This window comes from Arthrobacter sp. Y3221087, from assembly GCF_059089905.1.
In genome coordinates, this window is sequence record NZ_JBNHFE010000001.1 from 929,497 (window position 1) to 947,199 (window position 17,703).

Here is a 17,703-nt window from a genome sequence, read left to right on the forward strand (position 1 = left end):
GCCATTTTCGTCGCCGCGCCGCTTGCAGGGCGGATACTGTAGAAAGCATGACGTCTACCATCGCCACCGAGACCGTAAGGCCGGAACGCAATATCCCCGCAGAAATCGCCCGCTCCTGGCTGCTGGTCAATGCCATGAAGACCGAGCTTTTTGACCAGTCGGCAGTTTCCCGCGCCGACTCGATCATCCTGGATATTGAAGATGCAGTGGACCCCTCGCAGAAAGACCAGGCGCGCGGCAACGTCGTCGACTGGCTGACCGCCGGCGGCAAGGCCTGGGTCCGCATCAATGACGCCACCAGCCCGTTCTGGGCCGACGACCTCGCAGGCCTCCGCGGCACCCCCGGGCTCCTGGGCGTCATGCTCGCCAAGACCGAATCCGCGGACCAGGTCACCGAAAGCTTCCACCGGATGGACGGCAAGACGCCCGTCATCCCGCTGGTGGAATCCGCCGTCGGCATTGAGGAAGCCAACAACATCGCCAAGGCCCAGGGCGCGTTCCGCCTGGCTTTCGGTTCCGGCGACTTCCGCCGCGATACGGGCATGGCTGCCACCCCGGAGGCTATGGCCTACCCCCGCGCCAAGCTCGTGGTCGCCAGCCGCGTGGGCAACCTCCCGGGCCCCATCGACGGCCCCACGGTGGGCACCAACCACCCCATCCTGCGCGAACAGACCGGCATCACGGTGATGATGGGCATGACTGGCAAGCTGTGCCTGGCCATCGACCAGACTCCGGTCATCAACGAGGTCATCAGCCCCACGCCGTCCGACGTCGCCTGGGCTACCGACTTCATGACCGACTTCGAAGCCAACGGCCGCGTCATCCGCGACGGCTCCGATCTTCCCCGCCTGGGCCGCGCCGAAAAGATCATGAAGCTCGCAGTGGCCTTCGGAGTCCAGCCCGCGCTCTGATGCCCCACCCGCTTTCCTCCGGGACCCCGTTGGCCGATACCCGTTATCTGGTCCACGGGGTCTCTTGGGATGGGCCGCCGGCCTCAACGGCAGCGGACGACGGCGGCGCGCCCGTCCTGCGCCTCCAGTCACCGTCCGGGGACTTCCGGCAGGTCAGCCTCCACCCGGAGGCCAGGCTCGGCTTTCGCGTCGAGGACCCGGCAAAATCCTGCCTGGGGCACCTGCGCGTCCACTCCTCGACACGCCGCGACCACGTCCTGTGCGCGGCGGGCGCCCCGGCGGCCCGGGGCAAGCAGTGCGAGCGCTGCTTTATGCTGGACGAATCGCGGCTCATCCACGACTTCCACCGGGGCGGCCGCGTCACCCCCGGGCTGCGCGAGTACCTTATGCAGGAACACTGGCTGTATGTGGCCACCTTCGCGGGCGGTGCCAGCAAGGTGGGAACAGCATCCGGACCGCGGAAGTGGAACCGGCTGGCAGAGCAGGGCGCCGCGGCGGCCCGGTATGTGGCCCGCGCCCGGGACGGCAGGGTGGTCCGGATCCTCGAGGACCTGGTCACGGCCGAAGCCGGCCTGCCCCAGCAAGTCAGGTCCGCCGCCAAAGCCGAGGCACTGCTCCGGCCGCTGCCCGATCCCGAACTGGATGCTACCAACGCCCGCCGCGCCGCCGAAGCCCGTGCACTGCTGGCGCATACCGCCGTCGACGGGTTCACCGTGGTGGACGAGCCCTGGATCCGTCCCAGGCAGGCGTCCGTCCTGCACGGCCCGGGGGCCCGGCACCCGTACCCGCACCCGCTGGACAGCGGTGGGCACGGCTTCGAGATCATGGGCCTGAGCGGGCACAACGCCCTGGCCCGGTTGGACGGCACGGATGCCGCCTTCGTGGTGAACCTTGCCCAGCTGGGCGCCCGCACCCTCATCCTGGGCGACTTCGCCTCCGAGGTCCCGGCCCTGCAGGAAGCCCTGTTCTGAACCGTTGCACCGAGGCCCGGTAAACTGGCTGGGTGCTGAACGAATTCTGGGCCACCGCGCCAACCCGCTACAAAGTCCTGGTTTTCAGCGCGATGGGGCTCATCGCCGTCGGCATCATCCTGAACCTGGTGGGCAACACCAGCGGCAACCAGGGGCTGGCCATGGCCTCCCTCCCGCTGATCGGGCTGGGCCTGGTCCTGCACGTGGCCGGAATGGTGGTCCGCGGCCAGGCCATCCGCAAGCGGCTGCGCCGGTAGGGTTCCCTGCCTCCTTGGCCGGGACCCGCTTTTCTGCCCTCCAGCAGGCGGGCGATAGGCTGGAGGCCATGACTATCAATCCGGACCTGCAGGGCCGCAGCTACCCTGCCGCTGAGGTGTACGACGTCGGCCGCGAGAAAATCCGCGAGTTCGCCCGCGCCGTGAAAGCCACCCATCCTGCGCACTTCGACGTCGACGCCGCCAAGGCCCTGGGCCACAATGACCTGGTGGCCCCGCCCACCTTCGCCATCATCATCGCCCAGCGCGCCGACGCCCAGCTCATCGAGGATCCGGAAGCCGGCATCGACTTCTCCCGCGTGGTCCACGCGGACCAGCGCTTCACCCACCACCGCCCCATCTTCGCCGGCGACCGGCTGGTGGCCGAACTCCACGTGGACGGCGTCCGTGCCATGGGCGGCGGTGCCATGATCACCACCCGTTCCGAAATTTTCGCCCTGGCCGCGGACGAGTCCCGTGAGCAGGTCACCACCACCACGTCATCCATCCTGGTCCGCGGAGAGGGACAGTAGCCATGAGCCCCAGCATCCACGAACTCAGCGCCGGCCAGGAGATCGGCAGCCGCACCGTCGAGGTCACCCGCGCCGACCTGGTCAAGTACGCCGGCGCCTCCGGTGACTTCAACCCCATCCACTGGAACGAGGCCTTCGCCACCAGCGTGGAACTGCCCGGCGTCATCGCCCACGGCATGTTCACCATGGGCTCGGCCGTCCAGCTGGTGACCGACTGGGCAGGCGACCCGGCCGCCGTCGTCGACTTCCAAACCCGCTTCACCAAGCCGGTCCTGGTCACGGACACCACCGGCACGGAGCAGCCCGGGGCCACCATCGAGGTAAGCGGCACCATTGGAAAGCTCGACGCCGAGGCCGGCACTGCACGCGTCGACCTCACCGTTGTCTCGGCCGGCCAAAAAGTCCTGATGAAGGCCCAGGCCGTCGTCAGGCTTTCCTGAGCGGGCACGTTGACACCCAGGCAAGGCACAGGGGCAACTGTCACCGCCGGTGAAGTCACCCGCTGGCGCAACGCCGTGGTGGTGGCCTACGCCGCCAGCGGGCTGGCGTTTGCCTCCTGGGTGTCCCGCCTCCCGGCCATCCGGGACGCGCTGGACCTCACCCCGGGCAACGTGGGGGTACTCCTGCTCTGCATGACGCTCGGTTCCTTCGCGTCCGTTTCAGCCTCCGGGCTGATCGTGCTCCGCCTGGGTTCGAAGCGGACCATCCGGACCGGCAGCATCATGGTGGGCGTGGGCCTGCTGTTGACCGGTGCCGGTACCTCGGTCCTGGCCAGCCCGGTGGCCACCGCGCTGGGCCTGGCCGTCATCGGGCTGGGCACCGGCAGCTGGAACACCGCGTCCAACGTTGAGGGCGCGGCGGTTGAGCGGGCCGTTGGCCGGCACATCATGCCGCGGCTTCACGGCGCGTTCAGCCTGGGGACTGTGGCCGGCGCAGGGCTGGGTGCGGCAGCGGCCGCCGTGTCCCTGCCGGTGGCGTGGCATCTGGCCGCTGCCGGCGTGGTGGTTGCCGTCTCCGTAGCGACGGCGGCCTCCTGGTTCCGTGCGGACATCACTCCGGTTGCCGGGGAGCGGACTTACACGCCGGACAATTTTGAGGACCCCATCACGGGTCCCATTCCCGTTATCCCTGCAAACAGCGGGGCCCCGGATGAGCCCCTGGACAATAAACGCAAGATCGCCCAGGCGTGGCGGGACCGGCGCACCCTCCTCCTGGGTGTGCTCGTGCTGGGCCTTGCCCTGGCCGAAGGCGCGGCGGGGGACTGGGTGGCGCTGGCCCTGGCCGACGGCCACGGCCAGAGTGACGCCGCCGGCGCCGCCGGGTACGGGCTCTTTGTCACCTTCATGACCATCGGGCGCTTCGCCGGGACCCTGGTCCTGGACCGCTTTGGCCGGGTGCCGGTGATGCGCTGGTGCGCGGCAATGGCCGTCCTGGGGCTGGGCCTGTTCGTCTATGCGCCGGCGCCCTGGCTGGCGTTCGTCGGCCTGGCGGTGTGGGGCCTGGGAGCATCCCTGGGGTTCCCGGTAGGCATGTCTGCCGCTGCGGATGATCCCGCAAAGGCCGCCGCCCGGGTCTCCGTGGTGTCCACCATCGGGTACGGGGCCTTCCTGTGCGGGCCGCCCCTGCTGGGACTGCTGGCCGAGCACGTGGGTATCCTGCATTCGCTGCTGGCCGTGATGGTGATGCTGGCGGTGAGCTTCCTGCTCTCGCCGGTGGCCCGGAAGGTTGCCTGAAGTCCACTGCTGACACCGTTTTACACACGCGCGGTGTAAAACGGTGTAACTTCAAGTACTGTTGTTCGGTGCATTCCACGCTGCTCTCCTCCCTGACCACGTCCGCCGTCGGCGGTCCTGCCGGCAGCTTTATCGAGGTACGGACTGAGGCCGAAATCATCGACGCCATCCGCACAGCGGATGCGGCCGGCGAGCAGGTGCTGATTATCAGCGGTGGCTCCAACCTTCTGATTTCCGACGACGGGTTCCCCGGCACGGTCGTAAAGATTGCCTCCGAAGGGTTCACCGTGAATGCCGAGGACTCGTGCGGCGGCGTGGCCGTGGTGGTCCAGGCGGGTCACAACTGGGACATACTGGTGGAGCACGCCGTCCGCCATGCCTGGTCCGGGATCGAAGCGCTTTCCGGCATACCCGGTTCCACGGGTGCGACTCCCGTCCAGAACGTGGGTGCCTACGGCGCCGACGTCTCCCAGACAATCGCAGCGGTGCGCACCTGGGACCGCGAGCGGAACGCCGTGAAGACCTTCACCAACTCCGAGCTGCAGTTCGGCTACCGCGACTCCATCCTCAAGCGGACCACCGTCAACGGTTCACCCCGCTACATCGTGCTCACCGTCGAATTCCAGCTTCCGCTCGGCCGGATGAGCGCACCCATCCGCTATGCCGAACTTGCCCATGCCCTGGGAGTCGAGCCCGGCAAGCGCGCCTATGCCACGGACGTGCGCCGCGAGGTGCTCCGGCTGCGGGCCTCGAAGGGCATGGTGTGGGACGCCGCTGACAGGGACACCTATTCCACGGGCTCGTTCTTCACCAATCCCATCGTTCCCGCGGAGGTGGCTGAGGCGTTGCCGGAGTCCGCGCCGCGTTACCCGGCGGGAGCCGACGGACTGGTGAAGCTTTCGGCTGCGTGGCTCATCGACCAGGCAGGCTTCGGGAAAGGCTTCGGCCTGGAACAGGACAGTGTGTCGGGCGGACGGGCGTCGCTGTCCACCAAGCACACGCTGGCTATCACCAACCGCGGCGCAGCCCGGGCGGCAGATGTGGTGGCCGTGGCCCGCGAGGTGCGGGCCGGCGTCGAACGCCGCTTCGGCATTGAACTGCACCCCGAGCCGCTGCTTATCGGGCTGGAGCTGTAGCCCGTTCAGCGTCCCGCCCGTCCTGCCGGAGCACTTCCGCGGCGCCCATGAGGGCTGATGCCCAGCCGGTGAGGGCCAGGTAGATGCCCATGAACAGCCAGACCAGCAGGCCCGGTGCCTGCGGATTTGCCGCCCCGGTGGTGACGCAGGCGGCCAGTCCGGCGCCTGCCACGGCGAGTGACAGGATCCAGAGGAGCCGGGCTGCCCGGGGGTGCTGCCGCCAGTCCCGATGAATGCGGACGCCGTTGCGGCTGACCGCGATTGCGGGGAACAGGACGGCGTAGCCGCCGCCCAGGCTCAGGGCGAGGGAGGGGAGCAGCAGCAGGGGATCTAACCGGCCCGCGCTGAGGAACGCGGAGAGGGAAATGAGTCCCAGCGCAGTTCCTGCCAGGACGCCCACCGTCCCGCCGATCATCCATCTCCTGGTTTTACGCGCAGGCACCTGCCACAAACTCCCCAAAGTCATGGTTCTACCCTAGCCGCCGTGTTGTGTGCTCCGCCGCGACCGTAGGATGAGGGCATGGCTGCGCAGGTGCGAAACCGTGGTGACCGCAGGGTGCTGGGCCGGCTGCGGCTGGTGTCCCAGGGGCTTCTTGACGGGCGGAAGCGGGCGGAATCACCGGCCGACGTGGTGCGCCGGATGACGGCCATACAAGCGCAGGACCTGCAGGCGGCGCTCTGGGCGGTAGGCGTCCGGCTTCCGGGCTCCGGTGTCAGCCGCGTGCGGGCAGCCCTCGACGCGGGAACCATAGTGAGGTCCTGGCCGATGCGGGGAACGCTCCACCTGGTTGCGCCGGAGGACCTGGGCTGGATGCTGGAGCTCACCGCGGACCGGCTGACCAAGGGCATCGCCGCCCGGCACCGGGAACTCGGCATCACTTCGGCGGATATCGAAAAGTGCCGCGACCTCGCCCTTGGCCGCATCGCCGCCGCCGGTCCGGCCAGCCGCACTGACCTGTTCGGCGTTTTCGATGCCGCGGGCCAGCCCACGCAGGGGCAGCGGGGCATCCACATCCTCGGAACCCTCTGCCGGCACGGCTGGCTGGTGCAGGGGCCACTGGCCGGGAACCAGCAGCTGCTGGTGGCGTTCGATCAGTGGATTCCGCAGTCCCGGCGCCTGGAACGTGCGGAGGCGGTTGCCGAGTGGCTGCTCCGTTACTTCCGCAGCCATGGCCCTGCCACCGTCCGCGACTTCGCCTGGTGGACCCAGATTCCCCTGACCGAGGTCCGGTCCGCCTTGGAGGATATCCGCCGCGAACTGGTGGAACTCGAGTTTGACGGTACGGGCTACTGGATGTCCCCGGAGACGGCGGCGTTGCTGGAGGGCCGGGTTCCGGGCGGCCGCTCCGTCCTGCTGCTGCCCGGCTTCGACGAGTTCCTGCTGGGCTACACCGACCGGAGCCTTGTCCTGCCGCCCGAGCATGCCAACCGGATTGTTCCCGGCGGCAATGGGGTCTTCAAGAAGACGATTGTTGCGGCAGGCGAGGTGATCGGCACCTGGGCCGTTGCGGGCAAAGGCCAGCGCGCCGCCGTCGCACCCGAACTCTTTGACGGCGACCGCCCGCTTGGCCCGGCAGCGCAGGCAGCCTTCGACAAGGCTTCCCGGCGGTACCGGGATTTCCTCGCCACCTGAGCCAGCCCCACCCCCCGCGACGCTCTCTCACTTATGGCGGCTTTCCGGCCGACGCCCTCTCACCTGTGGCGGCTTTCCGGCCGACGCCCTCTCACTTATGGCGGCTTTCCGGCCGACGCTCTCTCACTTATGGCGGCTACCCGGCCGACGTCCTCTCTCTTTCGGCGAGGGACAGCCGGTTAAGCAGGAGCGGCCCCGCCCCAAACGGGGCAGGGCCGCTGTGACGGCAGCTGTCTACAGGTTGCCGGTGGCGATGTTGAGCATGCGGCGCAGCGGCTCGGCGGCGCCCCAGAGGAGCTGGTCGCCCACGGTGAAGGCGCTGATGTACTGCGGTCCCATCTCCATCTTGCGGATGCGGCCAACCGGGATGTCCAGGGTGCCGGAAGCGGCCACCGGGGTGAGCTCGGCCATGGACGCTTCCTTGGTATTGGGGACCACCTTGGCCCACTCGTTGTCCTCGGCCAGAAGCTTCTCAATCTCGGCGACGGACAGGTCCTCGCGGAGCTTGAGCGTCAGCGCCTGGGAGTGGGAGCGCATGGCGCCGATCCGGACGCACAGGCCGTCCATGATGACGTGGTTTTCCTCGGAGGTGCCCAGGATCTTATTGGTTTCGACCCCGGCCTTCCACTCTTCCTTGGACTGTCCGTTGCCCAGGTCGGCATCGATCCAGGGGATCAGGGAGCCGGCCAGCGGCACGCCGAACTGGGTGGCGTCGATGTCGGTGCGCTGGTGGGCCAGGACCTTGCGGTCGATGTCCAGGATGGCCGACGCCGGGTCGTCCAGTTCCGTGCTGACCTCAGCATTGAGCGTGCCGAACTGGCTGAGGAGCTCGCGCATGTGCCGGGCCCCGCCGCCGGAGGCTGCCTGGTAGGTCATGGAGGTGCCCCACTCCACCAGGCCGTTCTTGAACAGGCCGCCGAGGCCCATCAGCATGCAGGAGACGGTGCAGTTGCCGCCGATGAAGTCCTTGGTGCCGTTGACCAGGCCCTTGTCGATGACGTCGCGGTTGATCGGATCCAGCACGATGATCGAGTCACCGTTCATGCGCAGCGTGGAGGCGGCGTCGATCCAGAGGCCGTCCCAGCCGCGGCTGCGCAGATCGCCGTGGACCTGCTTGGTGTAGTCGCCGCCCTGGGCGGTGACGATAATGGGCAGCTTCGCCAGGGTGTCGAGGTCAAACGCGTTCTCGAGCTTGCCGGCGCCGTCAGCAAAGGACGGCGCGGCACCTCCCGCGTTGGAGGTGGAGAAGAACACCGGGTTGATGTTGGCGAAGTCGCCCTCGTCCTGCATGCGCTGCATGAGGACGGAACCGACCATGCCGCGCCATCCGACCAGGCCGACGGAAGGGGTAGCTGCTGTAGTCATTCGTCCATTTTAGACGTCGGAACCCGCGGGGCGCAGTCGGTTACGTCACGTCGGGCGGGCAGCTACACGGACCTGAGGGCACGACGACGGCCCGCGGCTAACAAGGCAGGCCCCTTTTGTCAGGAGGGCTGCCCCTTAGCGGTCGAACTGCCGGGCCGTCGGTTCCGGGATCCCCCGTTCCGCCCTCAGCCTTTTGGCCTTGGCGGCGACGCCCGCCATCCGTGCTGCGTAGAGGACGCCGGCGGCCCCGGCGACAGTGAGGACCAGGGCTCCCCACATCGGATCTTGGCCCCTGCTGGTGGGCCCGGCCACCAGCATGATCGAGAAAACCGCCAAGGCAGCGAAGAACACAGCCATCATGAGGAACCCTCCGGCGGACCGCACCTGCGGGTGGGAACTGGCGGTGACCACACCGAGTTCGTCCTTCTCATAGCTGTGGAGCGCGCCCTCCACCGTCCGGAACAGGACACGCTTTTCCCCGCGCGCCAGGGCCTGCTCGTGAAAGGCACGGACCTGGTCGTCGGATGTGGGTGCGCTGCCGGGAGTACTGCCCGGATTGCCGTTCTGCATGCTAGTCCTGTCGGATCGATCGGATGTGGTCCAACACCTGGCCGTCGCTGAGGCCTGAGATTTCCCGGATCGGCTCGGAAGGGGCATCAAGATGGCCGTAGCCCACGGTCCAGCCCTCCCCGCTGCGTTTGACCAGCAGTTGCTTGCCGTCGGAACCGTCGAGCAGGCGGATGGTGGCTCCGCCGTCGGGGTTGTCCTCAAGATGCTTGCGCAGGATAAAGAAGTTGGCTTCTGCCGGTGTTGTATCCGGCCGCTGCGCCATCGCGAACCAGCTGAGGTAGGCACGTGGCTGCAGCAGGATCCGGTATTCGGGTGACTCGACGGACAGGACGTTGTCCACGGAGCCGGCCGTGAGGAGGTTGATCTGCACCAGCTTCTCGGTCATCGTCAGGGCATTGGTAACGGCTGCCACCGGACCCGCAACCGACAACTCCTTGTCCGCACCCACCGTGGCTGCACCGCGGGCCACCAGGGAGGACGCTCCCGCCGAGAGCAGGGAGGCGTCGTCGAGTTCATCTTCCAGCCGGAGTGCCTTGGCAGAGGCTTCGGCGGCCGGTCCGCGCCGCAGGTTCAGGAGCACCAGGAGCTCGGCGAAGCCAAAACCGATCGCGTCCGGAAACCCTTGGCCGGGGCTGGAGGACCTGGCTGTGGTTGTTTCAGTCACTGGTTGTTCTCCTCAGTTCTCAGAAGCCAAAAAAGTCGCCGACAGCGTCCACGCCGTCACTGATAGCGTCGCCAACGGCCTCGGCCCCATCGGCGATCTTATCCCCGACGTAGTTCACGGAATCATGGATGACGGGGACGTTGTCGTAGAGGGCAAGGGCACCGCTGGCCACCATGCACGCAGTGCCGGCGGGCGGCGGAAGGAACGAGCCGGCGCCCAAGAGGGCCTTCGTGGTGGAGTAGGCGGCGGAGCCGTAATCGCCCTCTTGGAAGTTGTTGAAGGCGTCCAGGCTGTCCAGGCCAACGCCCACAACGCCCAAACCCTTGCTGAATCCGTCGAGGTACCTGAAGGCGTTGGATCCCTCGGCGAGGTTCAGGACCTCGTGGAACTTGCCCTCGAACAGGCTGTTGGACATGTTGAAGAACTTGCTGAACTCGTTGGAGTTCTGGAAGGCCCGCCAGGCTGCCGGGTCCAGGAAATCAGAGATGCGGGACTTCTGCAGCATGGCGGCGATGTCGAACAGGCCCGCCCGGAGGTTCGGGAAGGCCTTGGTGAGGCCGTAGATGTCCCAGCCGCCACGGAACGGCGAATCAGGGTGTGCGAGCCAGTCCGGTCCCCAGGGGTTGTTGCTTCCCTGCCCCGGGACTTGTCTGCCCGGTCCGTTTCCGCCCGCTGTCCCGGTGCCGGGCCCGGAATTGCCGGCACCCCCGGTGGCAGACGCCTTCTCCTGCTCATCCGCGTGCGTGAGGAGGAGCTTCGACTCCTGCTGGAGCCGCGCCGCCGTCTTCTGCAGCAGTGCACGGTGGTTGCCGTTCCAGTCGGACCGGAAGCGCGACGCGTCCTGGCCTCTCCACACGGGGCTGTTGTTGATATGGCCGCTCAGCTGCTGCGACTGCTGTTGCAGCATGTCGGCGGTCTTGCTGAACTGCCGCGCCAAGTTGCGCAGCTGCTCGACGTCGGCGCCCCACAAAGTTCCTGCCACCCGCATCCCCCCAATATTGTCCAAACAGCAGTCCGTCAGGCTGCAGGCTTCAGCCTAGGCCAGGCCCCCGCCAAGCCGCGATGGGGTGAGCTCCCCATGCAGAGCCGGCACAGCCACAATGAGCTAGCCCCGCTTGGACTCCTCCACCACAGCTGCCTTGCGGGCCCGCAGGGCAAAGAAGGCGCCGAAGGCGAAGACCTGCGTGACAACCACCAGCACAATGGCGCCGGCGATCTTGTTGCCGCCCAGGATCATGGTCAGTCCCACGATGGCGGACAACAGCGCAAGCAGCGGCAGCAGCATGTACCCCAGGACGAAGAGGGTTTCCGGTTTCTTCAGCATGTTCCTAGCCCTCGGTCCTTGACCACTTAGTGAATCGGTAGCGCGTGCCGTTGGCGGCCGTCAGCCAGCCGTCCGGAGGAACGGAGGCGGTGGCCTCCCAGCTGGTGCCAAGCTCGGGGGCGAACGTGTCGCCGTCGGCCTCCACGTCGATGGTGGTGACCACCGCTACGTTGGCCAGGTCCGTGGACTGGCGGAAAATCTCCCCGCCGCCCAGGATCCAGACGGTGTCTCCGCCGTCGACGAACTGCGATTCCAGCAGCGCATCATCCAGTGACGGAACCACGACGGCGCCCTCCGCTTCAGGCGTGTCGGCCCAGTTCTTCTGCCGGGTGATGACGATGTTCGTCCGCCCGGGCAGCGGACGGTACTTGTCCGGGAAGGACAGCCAGGTCTTGCGGCCCATGATGACCGGGTGCCCGGTGGTCAGGCGGGTGAAATGCTTGAGGTCCTCGGGCAGGTGCCAGGGCATGTCCCCGCCCTTGCCGATGACGCCGTCGGGCGTCTGCGCCCAGACCAGGCCGACGCCCGTGATTGAGGCAGCCAGTTCCTCCGTGAAGGACTGTGGATCGGTGAAGTTCTCGGTGCTCATACGGCGATCGGTGCCTTAATCGTCGGGTGGTGCTTGTAGCCCACCACTTCGAAATCCTCCAGCGTGTAGTCGAAGATCGATGCCGGCTTCCGGTTGATCTTCAGCTGCGGGTATTCGTAGGGCTCCCGCTCCAACTGCTTGAGGACCTGGTCCATGTGGTTTTCGTAAATATGCACATCGCCGCCGGTCCAGACGAACTCGCCGGGCTCCAGCCCCACCTGTTGGGCGAGCATGCAGGTCAGCAGGGCGTAGGAGGCGATATTGAACGGCACGCCCAGGAACATGTCCGCGGAGCGCTGGTACAGCTGGCAGGACAGCCTGCCGTTGGCCACGTAGAACTGGAAGAACGCGTGGCAAGGCGGCAGGGCCATGTCGCTCAGCTCGGAGACGTTCCACGCCGAGACGATGTGGCGGCGCGAGTCGGGGTTGTTTTTCAGGCCCTCCACGAGCGCGGCGATCTGGTCGATGTGGCCGCCGTCCGGGGTGGGCCAGCTGCGCCACTGGACGCCGTAAACCGGCCCCAGGTCGCCATCCGCGTCTGCCCATTCGTCCCAGATGGTGACGCCCTGGTCCTGCATCCACTTCACGTTGGTTTCGCCGCGCAGGAACCACAGCAGCTCCACCGCGACGGATTTGAAATGCACCCGCTTGGTAGTGATCAGCGGGAAGCTCTCCGACAGGTCAAAACGCAGCTGCCGCCCGAAAACGCTGGTGGTTCCGGTTCCGGTCCGGTCGGATTTGTGCGTGCCGGAAGCCAGGACATCGCGCAGGAGGTCTTCATAAGGCGTTGGGATGTTCACGCCCCAAGTCTATCGGGGTTGCTTGTCGCCTTTCTGAATCCCGGCCGGGTCAGTCGTCGAACGGTTTGAACTGCTCGACGGCGACCACGTGGTTTTTTGCCTCGGGCGCCACATGGCAGACCACCAGTTCGCCGGGCGAGAGGTACGGCTCATCCGAGGGCAGGAGGCTGCTCAGCCGGCCCGGCATGTGCTTCGCCAGTTGCGCGAAGACCGTCGGCAGCGCGGGCCGGTGGGTGCAGACCACCACAGGCCGCTGCTTGTCGAACAGGGCCTCGACGACGGCGGCGGTCTTCTTCGGGCTGCGGTGGTGGCGGTGCTCAGTGAGGGCTTCCGCCATCCGAACCTTCGCCCCTGCTGCCTTCGCATAGGGCGCAACGGTCGCCACGCACCGGAGCCAGGGGCTGGTGACCACGCGCCGGGGCTGCCAGACCTGCAGCAGCCGCCCCACTGCCTGTGCCTGCCGTGTCCCAGTGGCGGCCAGCGGCCGTTCACCTTCGGCTTTGGTCCAGGAGGAGCGTGGCTTCGCTTTGGCGTGCCGGAGGACTATGAGCGGCCAGGTGTTCAGCTCGCCGTCCTCGTGGGCTTTGCGCAGGTATTCCAGCGGCACGACGTCGGTGGGGTTGGAGAGCAGCTTGGCCGCCTTCTCCGGGGTGCACCACATGACGCTGTCCACCTCCTTGCCGTCCGGAACCAGCCGGGTCCCATTGGCCTTGACCGCCCAGTAAAAAACCACCTTAAGGCCGGACGCGACGCGGTAGTGGATGGCCGGCAGCGGACGGCCCAGGGGCGCGTCCAGGCCGATCTCCTCCCGCACCTCGCGGAGGGCGCATTCGGGGATGGTCTCGCCGTCGTCAATCTTCCCTTTGGGCCATGACCAGTCGTCATAGCGGGGGCGGTGGATCAGCAGGACTTCAAGCCTGTCATTTGTCACCCGCCATGGGAGGGCGCCGGCAGCGGTAACTGCAACTGGTTCCCCGGGATGGTCTGTCTGGTCAGCTACGAGTGCATCGCTCGACAAAACGGCTGCCCTTACCGCCGGCTGAGGCTGCGCTGCCGGGGGCGCGAGGCGAGCAGCCAGGACTGCACGTCCTCAAGCGGCCGGCCGTCCTCGGCCAGGTGGTGCCGGGACCAGTCGCCCTCGTTGTCCAGGTGCCAGCTGGCGGTTTCGGGTGCCATGTACCGCTTGAGCAGGTCCAGGACGTAGTTGATGTCGTCGGCGCTTGCCAGCTGGACCAGGGCCTCCACGCGGCGGTCCAGGTTGCGGTGCATCATGTCCGCGGAGCCGATGTACACCACGGGGTCGCCGCCGTTGGCGAACGCGAAGACCCGGGAGTGCTCAAGGAACCTGCCCAGGATGGAGCGGACGGTGATGTTTTCGCTCAGGCCCGGTACACCCGGCCGGAGGGAGCAGATGCCGCGGACCACCACGTCCACCTTCACACCGGCCTGGGAAGCCCGGTACAGGGAATCGATAACGGCTTCATCCACCATGGAGTTCACCTTGATCTGCACCCGGCCGGGTACCCCGGCACGGGCATTGCGGATTTCGGTTTCGATCCGGTCGATGAGCCCTGACCGCACCGAGCGCGGCGCAACGAGCAGGCGTTTGAAGGTGGACTTCGGGGCGTAGCCGGAGAGCTGGTTGAACAGCTTGGACAGGTCCTCGCCCACCTGGTCGTTGGCGGTCAGAAGGCCAAGGTCCTCGTAGTACCGTGCGGTACGCGGGTGGTAATTGCCGGTGCCGATGTGGCAGTACCGGCGCAGCCCGTCCACTTCCTGCCGGACCACCAGGGACAGTTTGCAGTGCGTCTTCAGGCCCACTATCCCGTAGACCACGTGCACGCCGGCCTGCTCGAGCTTGCGCGCCCAGGAAATGTTGGCCTGCTCGTCGAAGCGGGCCTTGATCTCCACGAGCGCCAGGACCTGCTTGCCGGCTTCGGCGGCGTCGATCAGGGCGTCCACAATGGGCGAGTCGCCCGACGTTCGGTACAGCGTCTGCTTGATGGCCTGGACCTTGGGGTCCGCAGCTGCCTGCTCCAGGAACGCCTGGACGGAGGTGGAGAACGAGTCGTACGGGTGGTGCAGCAGGATGTCGCGGCGGCGCATGGCCGCGAAGACGTTTGCGGCCTTGGAGGTCTCGGACTCGTTCAGGTACCGGGAAGTGTGCGGGACGTGCTTGGGGTAGTGGAGATCGGCACGGTCAATGCCGGCAATGACGGACAGGCCGCGGAGGTCCAGCGGAGCCGGCACCGAGTACACCTCGGATTCCTCCACCCCCAGTTCGCGGATCAGCAGCGCACGGATGTTGGGGTTGATGTCATTGGTGACTTCCAGCCGCACGGGAGGGCCGAAGCGGCGGCGCAGCAGTTCCTTCTCCAGCGCCTGCAGGAGGTTTTCGGCGTCGTCTTCCTCCACCTCCACGTCCTCGTTGCGGGTGACCCGGAAGGTGTGGTGTTCCAGGACCTCCATGCCGGGGAAGAGCTTGTCCAGGTGGACGGCGATGACTTCTTCAAGGGCGATGAACCGTGCCACCCGGCCTGCCACTGCGCCGGCGCGGGGACCGTCGATGGAGATCAGGCGCGGCAGCTGGTCCGGCACCTTGACACGGGCGAATAGCTCCTTGTCGCTGACCGGGTTCCGCACCACCACGGCCAGGTTCAGGGAAAGCCCGGAAATATACGGGAACGGGTGGGCCGGATCCACCGCCAGCGGCGTGAGGATGGGGAAGACCTTCTCGGCGAACATTGCGCTCAGCTGCTGCTTGGCGGCGTCGTCCAGTTCGTCCCAGTGCATCAGGTGGATGTGCTCATAGGCCAGGGCCGGGCGGATCTGGTCTGCGTACACCTGCGCGTGCCGCTGCTGCAGCCGGTGTGCTTCCTCACTGATCCTTTCCAGAACCTCCACCGGGCTCAGTCCAGCAGGGGAGGGGACGGCCAGGCCCGTGGCGATGCGGCGCTTCAGGCCCGCCACCCGGACCATGAAGAACTCGTCCAGGTTGGACGCAAAAATCGACAGGAAGCTGACGCGTTCCAGCAGGTGCAGGGAGGGATCTTCGGCAAGTTCCAGGACCCTGGAGTTGAAGGCGAGCCAGCTCAGTTCACGGTCCAGGAAGCGGTCGGGGCGGATGTCACCCTCGGGCTGCAGGTTCGGCGCAAATTCCGGAATGTCAATGCGGTCCTGGGTGGCACGGGAAGCCGGTACTTCGGAGGAACCGAAGCGGGCGCGTACAGGAACCGCAACATCCTGGGACGTGGCTGTTCCGGAAGGTTCCGGGTTCATGGCATCTCCTTTACCTGGCGCTTGGTGCTGGTGCTTCCGGCCCGCGCGGTCTTGTTTCAACCTTACAAGCATTCATTGCCGCGAAACCCTCGATTTCCGGGTACTCCGGCGCACATGTCAGTGGACTGGACTAACCGGCCGCCGCCGGCCCGTACATCACATCCATGTCCCAGCGGGTGAACCCCAGGCGGCGGTACAGGGAAACGGCGGGTGCATTCTCCGCGTCGGTGTACAGCATCACGGCGTGCAGCCCCTGCTCCTGGAGGTGCCGGATCCCCGCGACGGTGAGCGCCTTGCCCAGCCCCATGCCCTGTGCCTCGGGCGCCACGCCCACCACGTACACTTCGCCGATGGCAGGGTGCGGGCCGTGCTGCGGGTGCACCTTGGTCCAGTGGAAGCCCAGCAGCCGCCCGCCGGCATCCTCGGCCAGGAGGAAACCCGCGGGGTCGAACCAGTCCTCGGCCATGCGTGCCTCAAGGTCCGCCCGCGTGAGTGTGCCCTGCTCCGGATGGTCTGCGAAGGCCGCCCTGTTGACCTCCAGCCACGCCTCCTCATCCTGCCCGGGCACAAAGGCACGGAGCGTTACCCCCTCCGGGAAGCCGGCGTCGGGAAGGTCAGCGCCCGCCGTCGTCATCCGCATCTTCCACAGTTCACGCATGGGCGTGTAACCGTACCGGGCGGCGAGATCCGCGGCGGCCTCATGGTTGCCGTGGGACCAGGCCTTCAACCCGTCCAGCCCCCGGGTTTCAACCAGGGCGCCCACCAGGCGGTCGGCCACGCCCTGGTTGCGGTAGGAGGGGTGGACGGCGATCTCCAGGATTCCGCTGCCGTCCGCTTCCTCGACCACGACGGCGAAGCCCGCCAGATCCTGCCCCGTGGCGGGATCCGAGTCCTCATCAGGGGCGTACAGCGCCAGGGTCAGCAGCGAGTGTCCTGTGGAATCGCCGGCGCGCATGGTCACCAGGGTCTGTTCCGAGATGGACGGATTGCCATCGGACTCTTCGGCCGCGGCAAGCAGGTCGCGGCAGTCTTTCAGGAGCTGCTGGTCAATGCCGCCTCGGACAACATGGACGGGCCACTTCTCGGGATGCGCAGGAGTCATGAAGCAAGGCTATACGGGTTGGGGCCCGCCACTCAGGCCTCGGTGAGCTCGTCTTCCTGCTGCCGCACCAGGGTGAGGCGATACCCCACGTTGCGGACGGTGCTGATGAGGTTCTCATGGTCGGCGCCCAGCTTGGCGCGCAGGCGCCGGACGTGGACGTCCACGGTGCGGGTGCCGCCGTAGTAGTCGTAGCCCCACACCTCGGTGAGGAGCTGCTGGCGGGTAAATACCCGGCCGGGATGCTGGGCCAGGTATTTCAGGAGTTCGAACTCCTTGAAGGTCAGGTTCAGCGGAGCACCGTTCACGCGGGCGGTATAGCTGGCTTCGTCGATGACCACGCCGGCGGCGCGGATTTCGCTTGGCGCGTCTTCCTGTTCAGGCACGGCCCGGGCCACCGACAGCCTGATGCGCGCTTCCACCTCTGCGGGGCCGGCCGAATCCAGGACGATATCGTCCACAGCCCAGGCAGAGGAAACGGCCGCCATGCCGCCTTCAGTGAGGATCAGTACCAGCGGGGCGCTCAGGCCGGTGGCCTTCAGGAGCTGGGTGAGCGAGCGGGCGCCCACCAGGTCCTTCCGCGCGTCCAGCAGGACGATGTCGCAAGGGTCTGTTTCGAGCAGGGCCGTGGGCTCGGCGGGGAGGATATGGACCCGGTGGTTCAGCAATTCAAGGGCAGGCAGGATGTCGACCGAAGTGCCGGTGCTGTTCGTCAGTAACAGGATGTGCGACATTGTTCCTCCAAGGGCCGTCCGCGCATCATTGGGCGACTGAACCGGATTTCCACCGGCGGGTACTGGCTCCCGTAAGGGTTTCCGGCCGGCGTGGAAAGCTGCCGGCCA

Annotated in this window: 20 protein-coding genes; 8 read left to right on the forward strand and 12 right to left on the reverse strand. The window is 67.1% G+C overall.

The genetic code is table 11. From position 1 onward, the window contains the following. The first annotated feature begins 47 nt into the window (after positions 1-47). From AC5RUO_RS04395 to AC5RUO_RS04425, 7 genes are all read left to right on the forward strand, one after another. Positions 48-911, forward strand: a complete 864-nt coding sequence (locus AC5RUO_RS04395; protein WP_494008972.1) for an HpcH/HpaI aldolase/citrate lyase family protein — start codon at positions 48-50, stop codon at positions 909-911. Beyond that, positions 911-1,882, forward strand: coding sequence for a DUF2797 domain-containing protein (locus tag AC5RUO_RS04400; RefSeq protein ID WP_494008971.1), 972 nt, complete (start codon positions 911-913; stop codon positions 1,880-1,882). The genes AC5RUO_RS04395 and AC5RUO_RS04400 overlap by 1 nt, the downstream gene beginning before the upstream one ends. A gap of 32 nt (positions 1,883-1,914) precedes the next feature. Beyond that, a complete protein-coding gene (locus AC5RUO_RS04405) occupies positions 1,915-2,139 on the forward strand; it encodes a DUF3188 domain-containing protein (protein ID WP_133345727.1) in 225 nt (74 codons plus the stop codon). A gap of 68 nt (positions 2,140-2,207) precedes the next feature. Further along, entirely contained in the window at positions 2,208-2,669 is a 462-nt protein-coding gene (locus AC5RUO_RS04410; protein WP_494008970.1) for an FAS1-like dehydratase domain-containing protein, read from the forward strand. Between the two features lie 2 nt (positions 2,670-2,671). Beyond that, positions 2,672-3,109: a MaoC family dehydratase gene (locus tag AC5RUO_RS04415; RefSeq protein ID WP_494008969.1), complete on the forward strand. Its 438-nt coding sequence runs from the start codon at positions 2,672-2,674 to the stop codon at positions 3,107-3,109. 9 nt (positions 3,110-3,118) lie between these two features. Then, the gene (locus AC5RUO_RS04420) at positions 3,119-4,402 is read left to right on the forward strand and encodes an MFS transporter (protein ID WP_494008968.1); all 1,284 of its coding nucleotides are present in this window, start codon (positions 3,119-3,121) and stop codon (positions 4,400-4,402) included. A 68-nt stretch (positions 4,403-4,470) separates the two neighbouring features. Continuing rightward, entirely contained in the window at positions 4,471-5,538 is a 1,068-nt protein-coding gene (locus tag AC5RUO_RS04425; RefSeq protein WP_494102915.1) for a UDP-N-acetylmuramate dehydrogenase, read from the forward strand. Here AC5RUO_RS04425 and AC5RUO_RS04430 read toward each other — a convergent pair. Next, a complete protein-coding gene (locus tag AC5RUO_RS04430; protein ID WP_494102916.1) occupies positions 5,519-6,004 on the reverse strand; it encodes a hypothetical protein in 486 nt (161 codons plus the stop codon). The genes AC5RUO_RS04425 and AC5RUO_RS04430 overlap by 20 nt on opposite strands. A 54-nt stretch (positions 6,005-6,058) precedes the next feature. Between AC5RUO_RS04430 and AC5RUO_RS04435 the strand changes: the two genes are divergently transcribed. Then, positions 6,059-7,171 (forward strand): winged helix DNA-binding domain-containing protein, encoded by a 1,113-nt coding sequence (locus tag AC5RUO_RS04435; RefSeq protein ID WP_494008965.1) that lies wholly within the window; start codon positions 6,059-6,061, stop codon positions 7,169-7,171. A 234-nt stretch (positions 7,172-7,405) separates the two neighbouring features. On the opposite strand, the gene asd is transcribed toward AC5RUO_RS04435, so the two are convergent. The 11 genes from asd to AC5RUO_RS04490 all read right to left on the reverse strand — a co-directional run bounded on the left by asd (position 7,406) and on the right by AC5RUO_RS04490 (position 17,595). Continuing rightward, positions 7,406-8,536 carry an aspartate-semialdehyde dehydrogenase gene (gene asd / locus AC5RUO_RS04440; RefSeq protein WP_494008964.1) on the reverse strand — a complete coding sequence of 377 codons (1,131 nt, stop codon included), beginning with the start codon at positions 8,534-8,536 and terminating at the stop codon, positions 7,406-7,408. 135 nt (positions 8,537-8,671) lie between these two features. Beyond that, positions 8,672-9,106, reverse strand: a complete 435-nt coding sequence (locus AC5RUO_RS04445) for a hypothetical protein (protein WP_494102917.1) — start codon at positions 9,104-9,106, stop codon at positions 8,672-8,674. A 1-nt stretch (position 9,107) separates the two neighbouring features. Next, on the reverse strand, positions 9,108-9,770 hold the full coding sequence (locus tag AC5RUO_RS04450) for a hypothetical protein (RefSeq protein ID WP_494008962.1): 663 nt from the start codon (positions 9,768-9,770) through the stop codon (positions 9,108-9,110). Positions 9,771-9,789: 19 nt separating this feature from the next. Further along, positions 9,790-10,752 carry a hypothetical protein gene (locus AC5RUO_RS04455; protein WP_494102918.1) on the reverse strand — a complete coding sequence of 321 codons (963 nt, stop codon included), beginning with the start codon at positions 10,750-10,752 and terminating at the stop codon, positions 9,790-9,792. A gap of 123 nt (positions 10,753-10,875) precedes the next feature. Next, on the reverse strand, positions 10,876-11,094 hold the full coding sequence (locus tag AC5RUO_RS04460) for an NF038396 family protein (protein WP_138133130.1): 219 nt from the start codon (positions 11,092-11,094) through the stop codon (positions 10,876-10,878). 4 nt (positions 11,095-11,098) lie between these two features. Continuing rightward, positions 11,099-11,683 carry a dihydrofolate reductase gene (locus AC5RUO_RS04465; protein ID WP_494008960.1) on the reverse strand — a complete coding sequence of 195 codons (585 nt, stop codon included), beginning with the start codon at positions 11,681-11,683 and terminating at the stop codon, positions 11,099-11,101. Beyond that, positions 11,680-12,483: a thymidylate synthase gene (locus AC5RUO_RS04470; protein ID WP_494102919.1), complete on the reverse strand. Its 804-nt coding sequence runs from the start codon at positions 12,481-12,483 to the stop codon at positions 11,680-11,682. The genes AC5RUO_RS04465 and AC5RUO_RS04470 overlap by 4 nt, the downstream gene beginning before the upstream one ends. Before the next feature lie 49 nt (positions 12,484-12,532). Further along, a complete protein-coding gene (locus tag AC5RUO_RS04475) occupies positions 12,533-13,501 on the reverse strand; it encodes an NUDIX hydrolase (protein ID WP_494102920.1) in 969 nt (322 codons plus the stop codon). An 11-nt stretch (positions 13,502-13,512) separates the two neighbouring features. Beyond that, on the reverse strand, positions 13,513-15,762 hold the full coding sequence (locus AC5RUO_RS04480) for an RNA degradosome polyphosphate kinase (protein WP_494008957.1): 2,250 nt from the start codon (positions 15,760-15,762) through the stop codon (positions 13,513-13,515). Between the two features lie 130 nt (positions 15,763-15,892). After that, positions 15,893-16,864, reverse strand: coding sequence for a mycothiol synthase (mshD, locus tag AC5RUO_RS04485; protein WP_494008956.1), 972 nt, complete (start codon positions 16,862-16,864; stop codon positions 15,893-15,895). A gap of 32 nt (positions 16,865-16,896) precedes the next feature. Continuing rightward, positions 16,897-17,595, reverse strand: a complete 699-nt coding sequence (locus AC5RUO_RS04490) for a winged helix-turn-helix transcriptional regulator (RefSeq protein WP_494008955.1) — start codon at positions 17,593-17,595, stop codon at positions 16,897-16,899. Between the last annotated feature and the right edge of the window lie 108 nt (positions 17,596-17,703).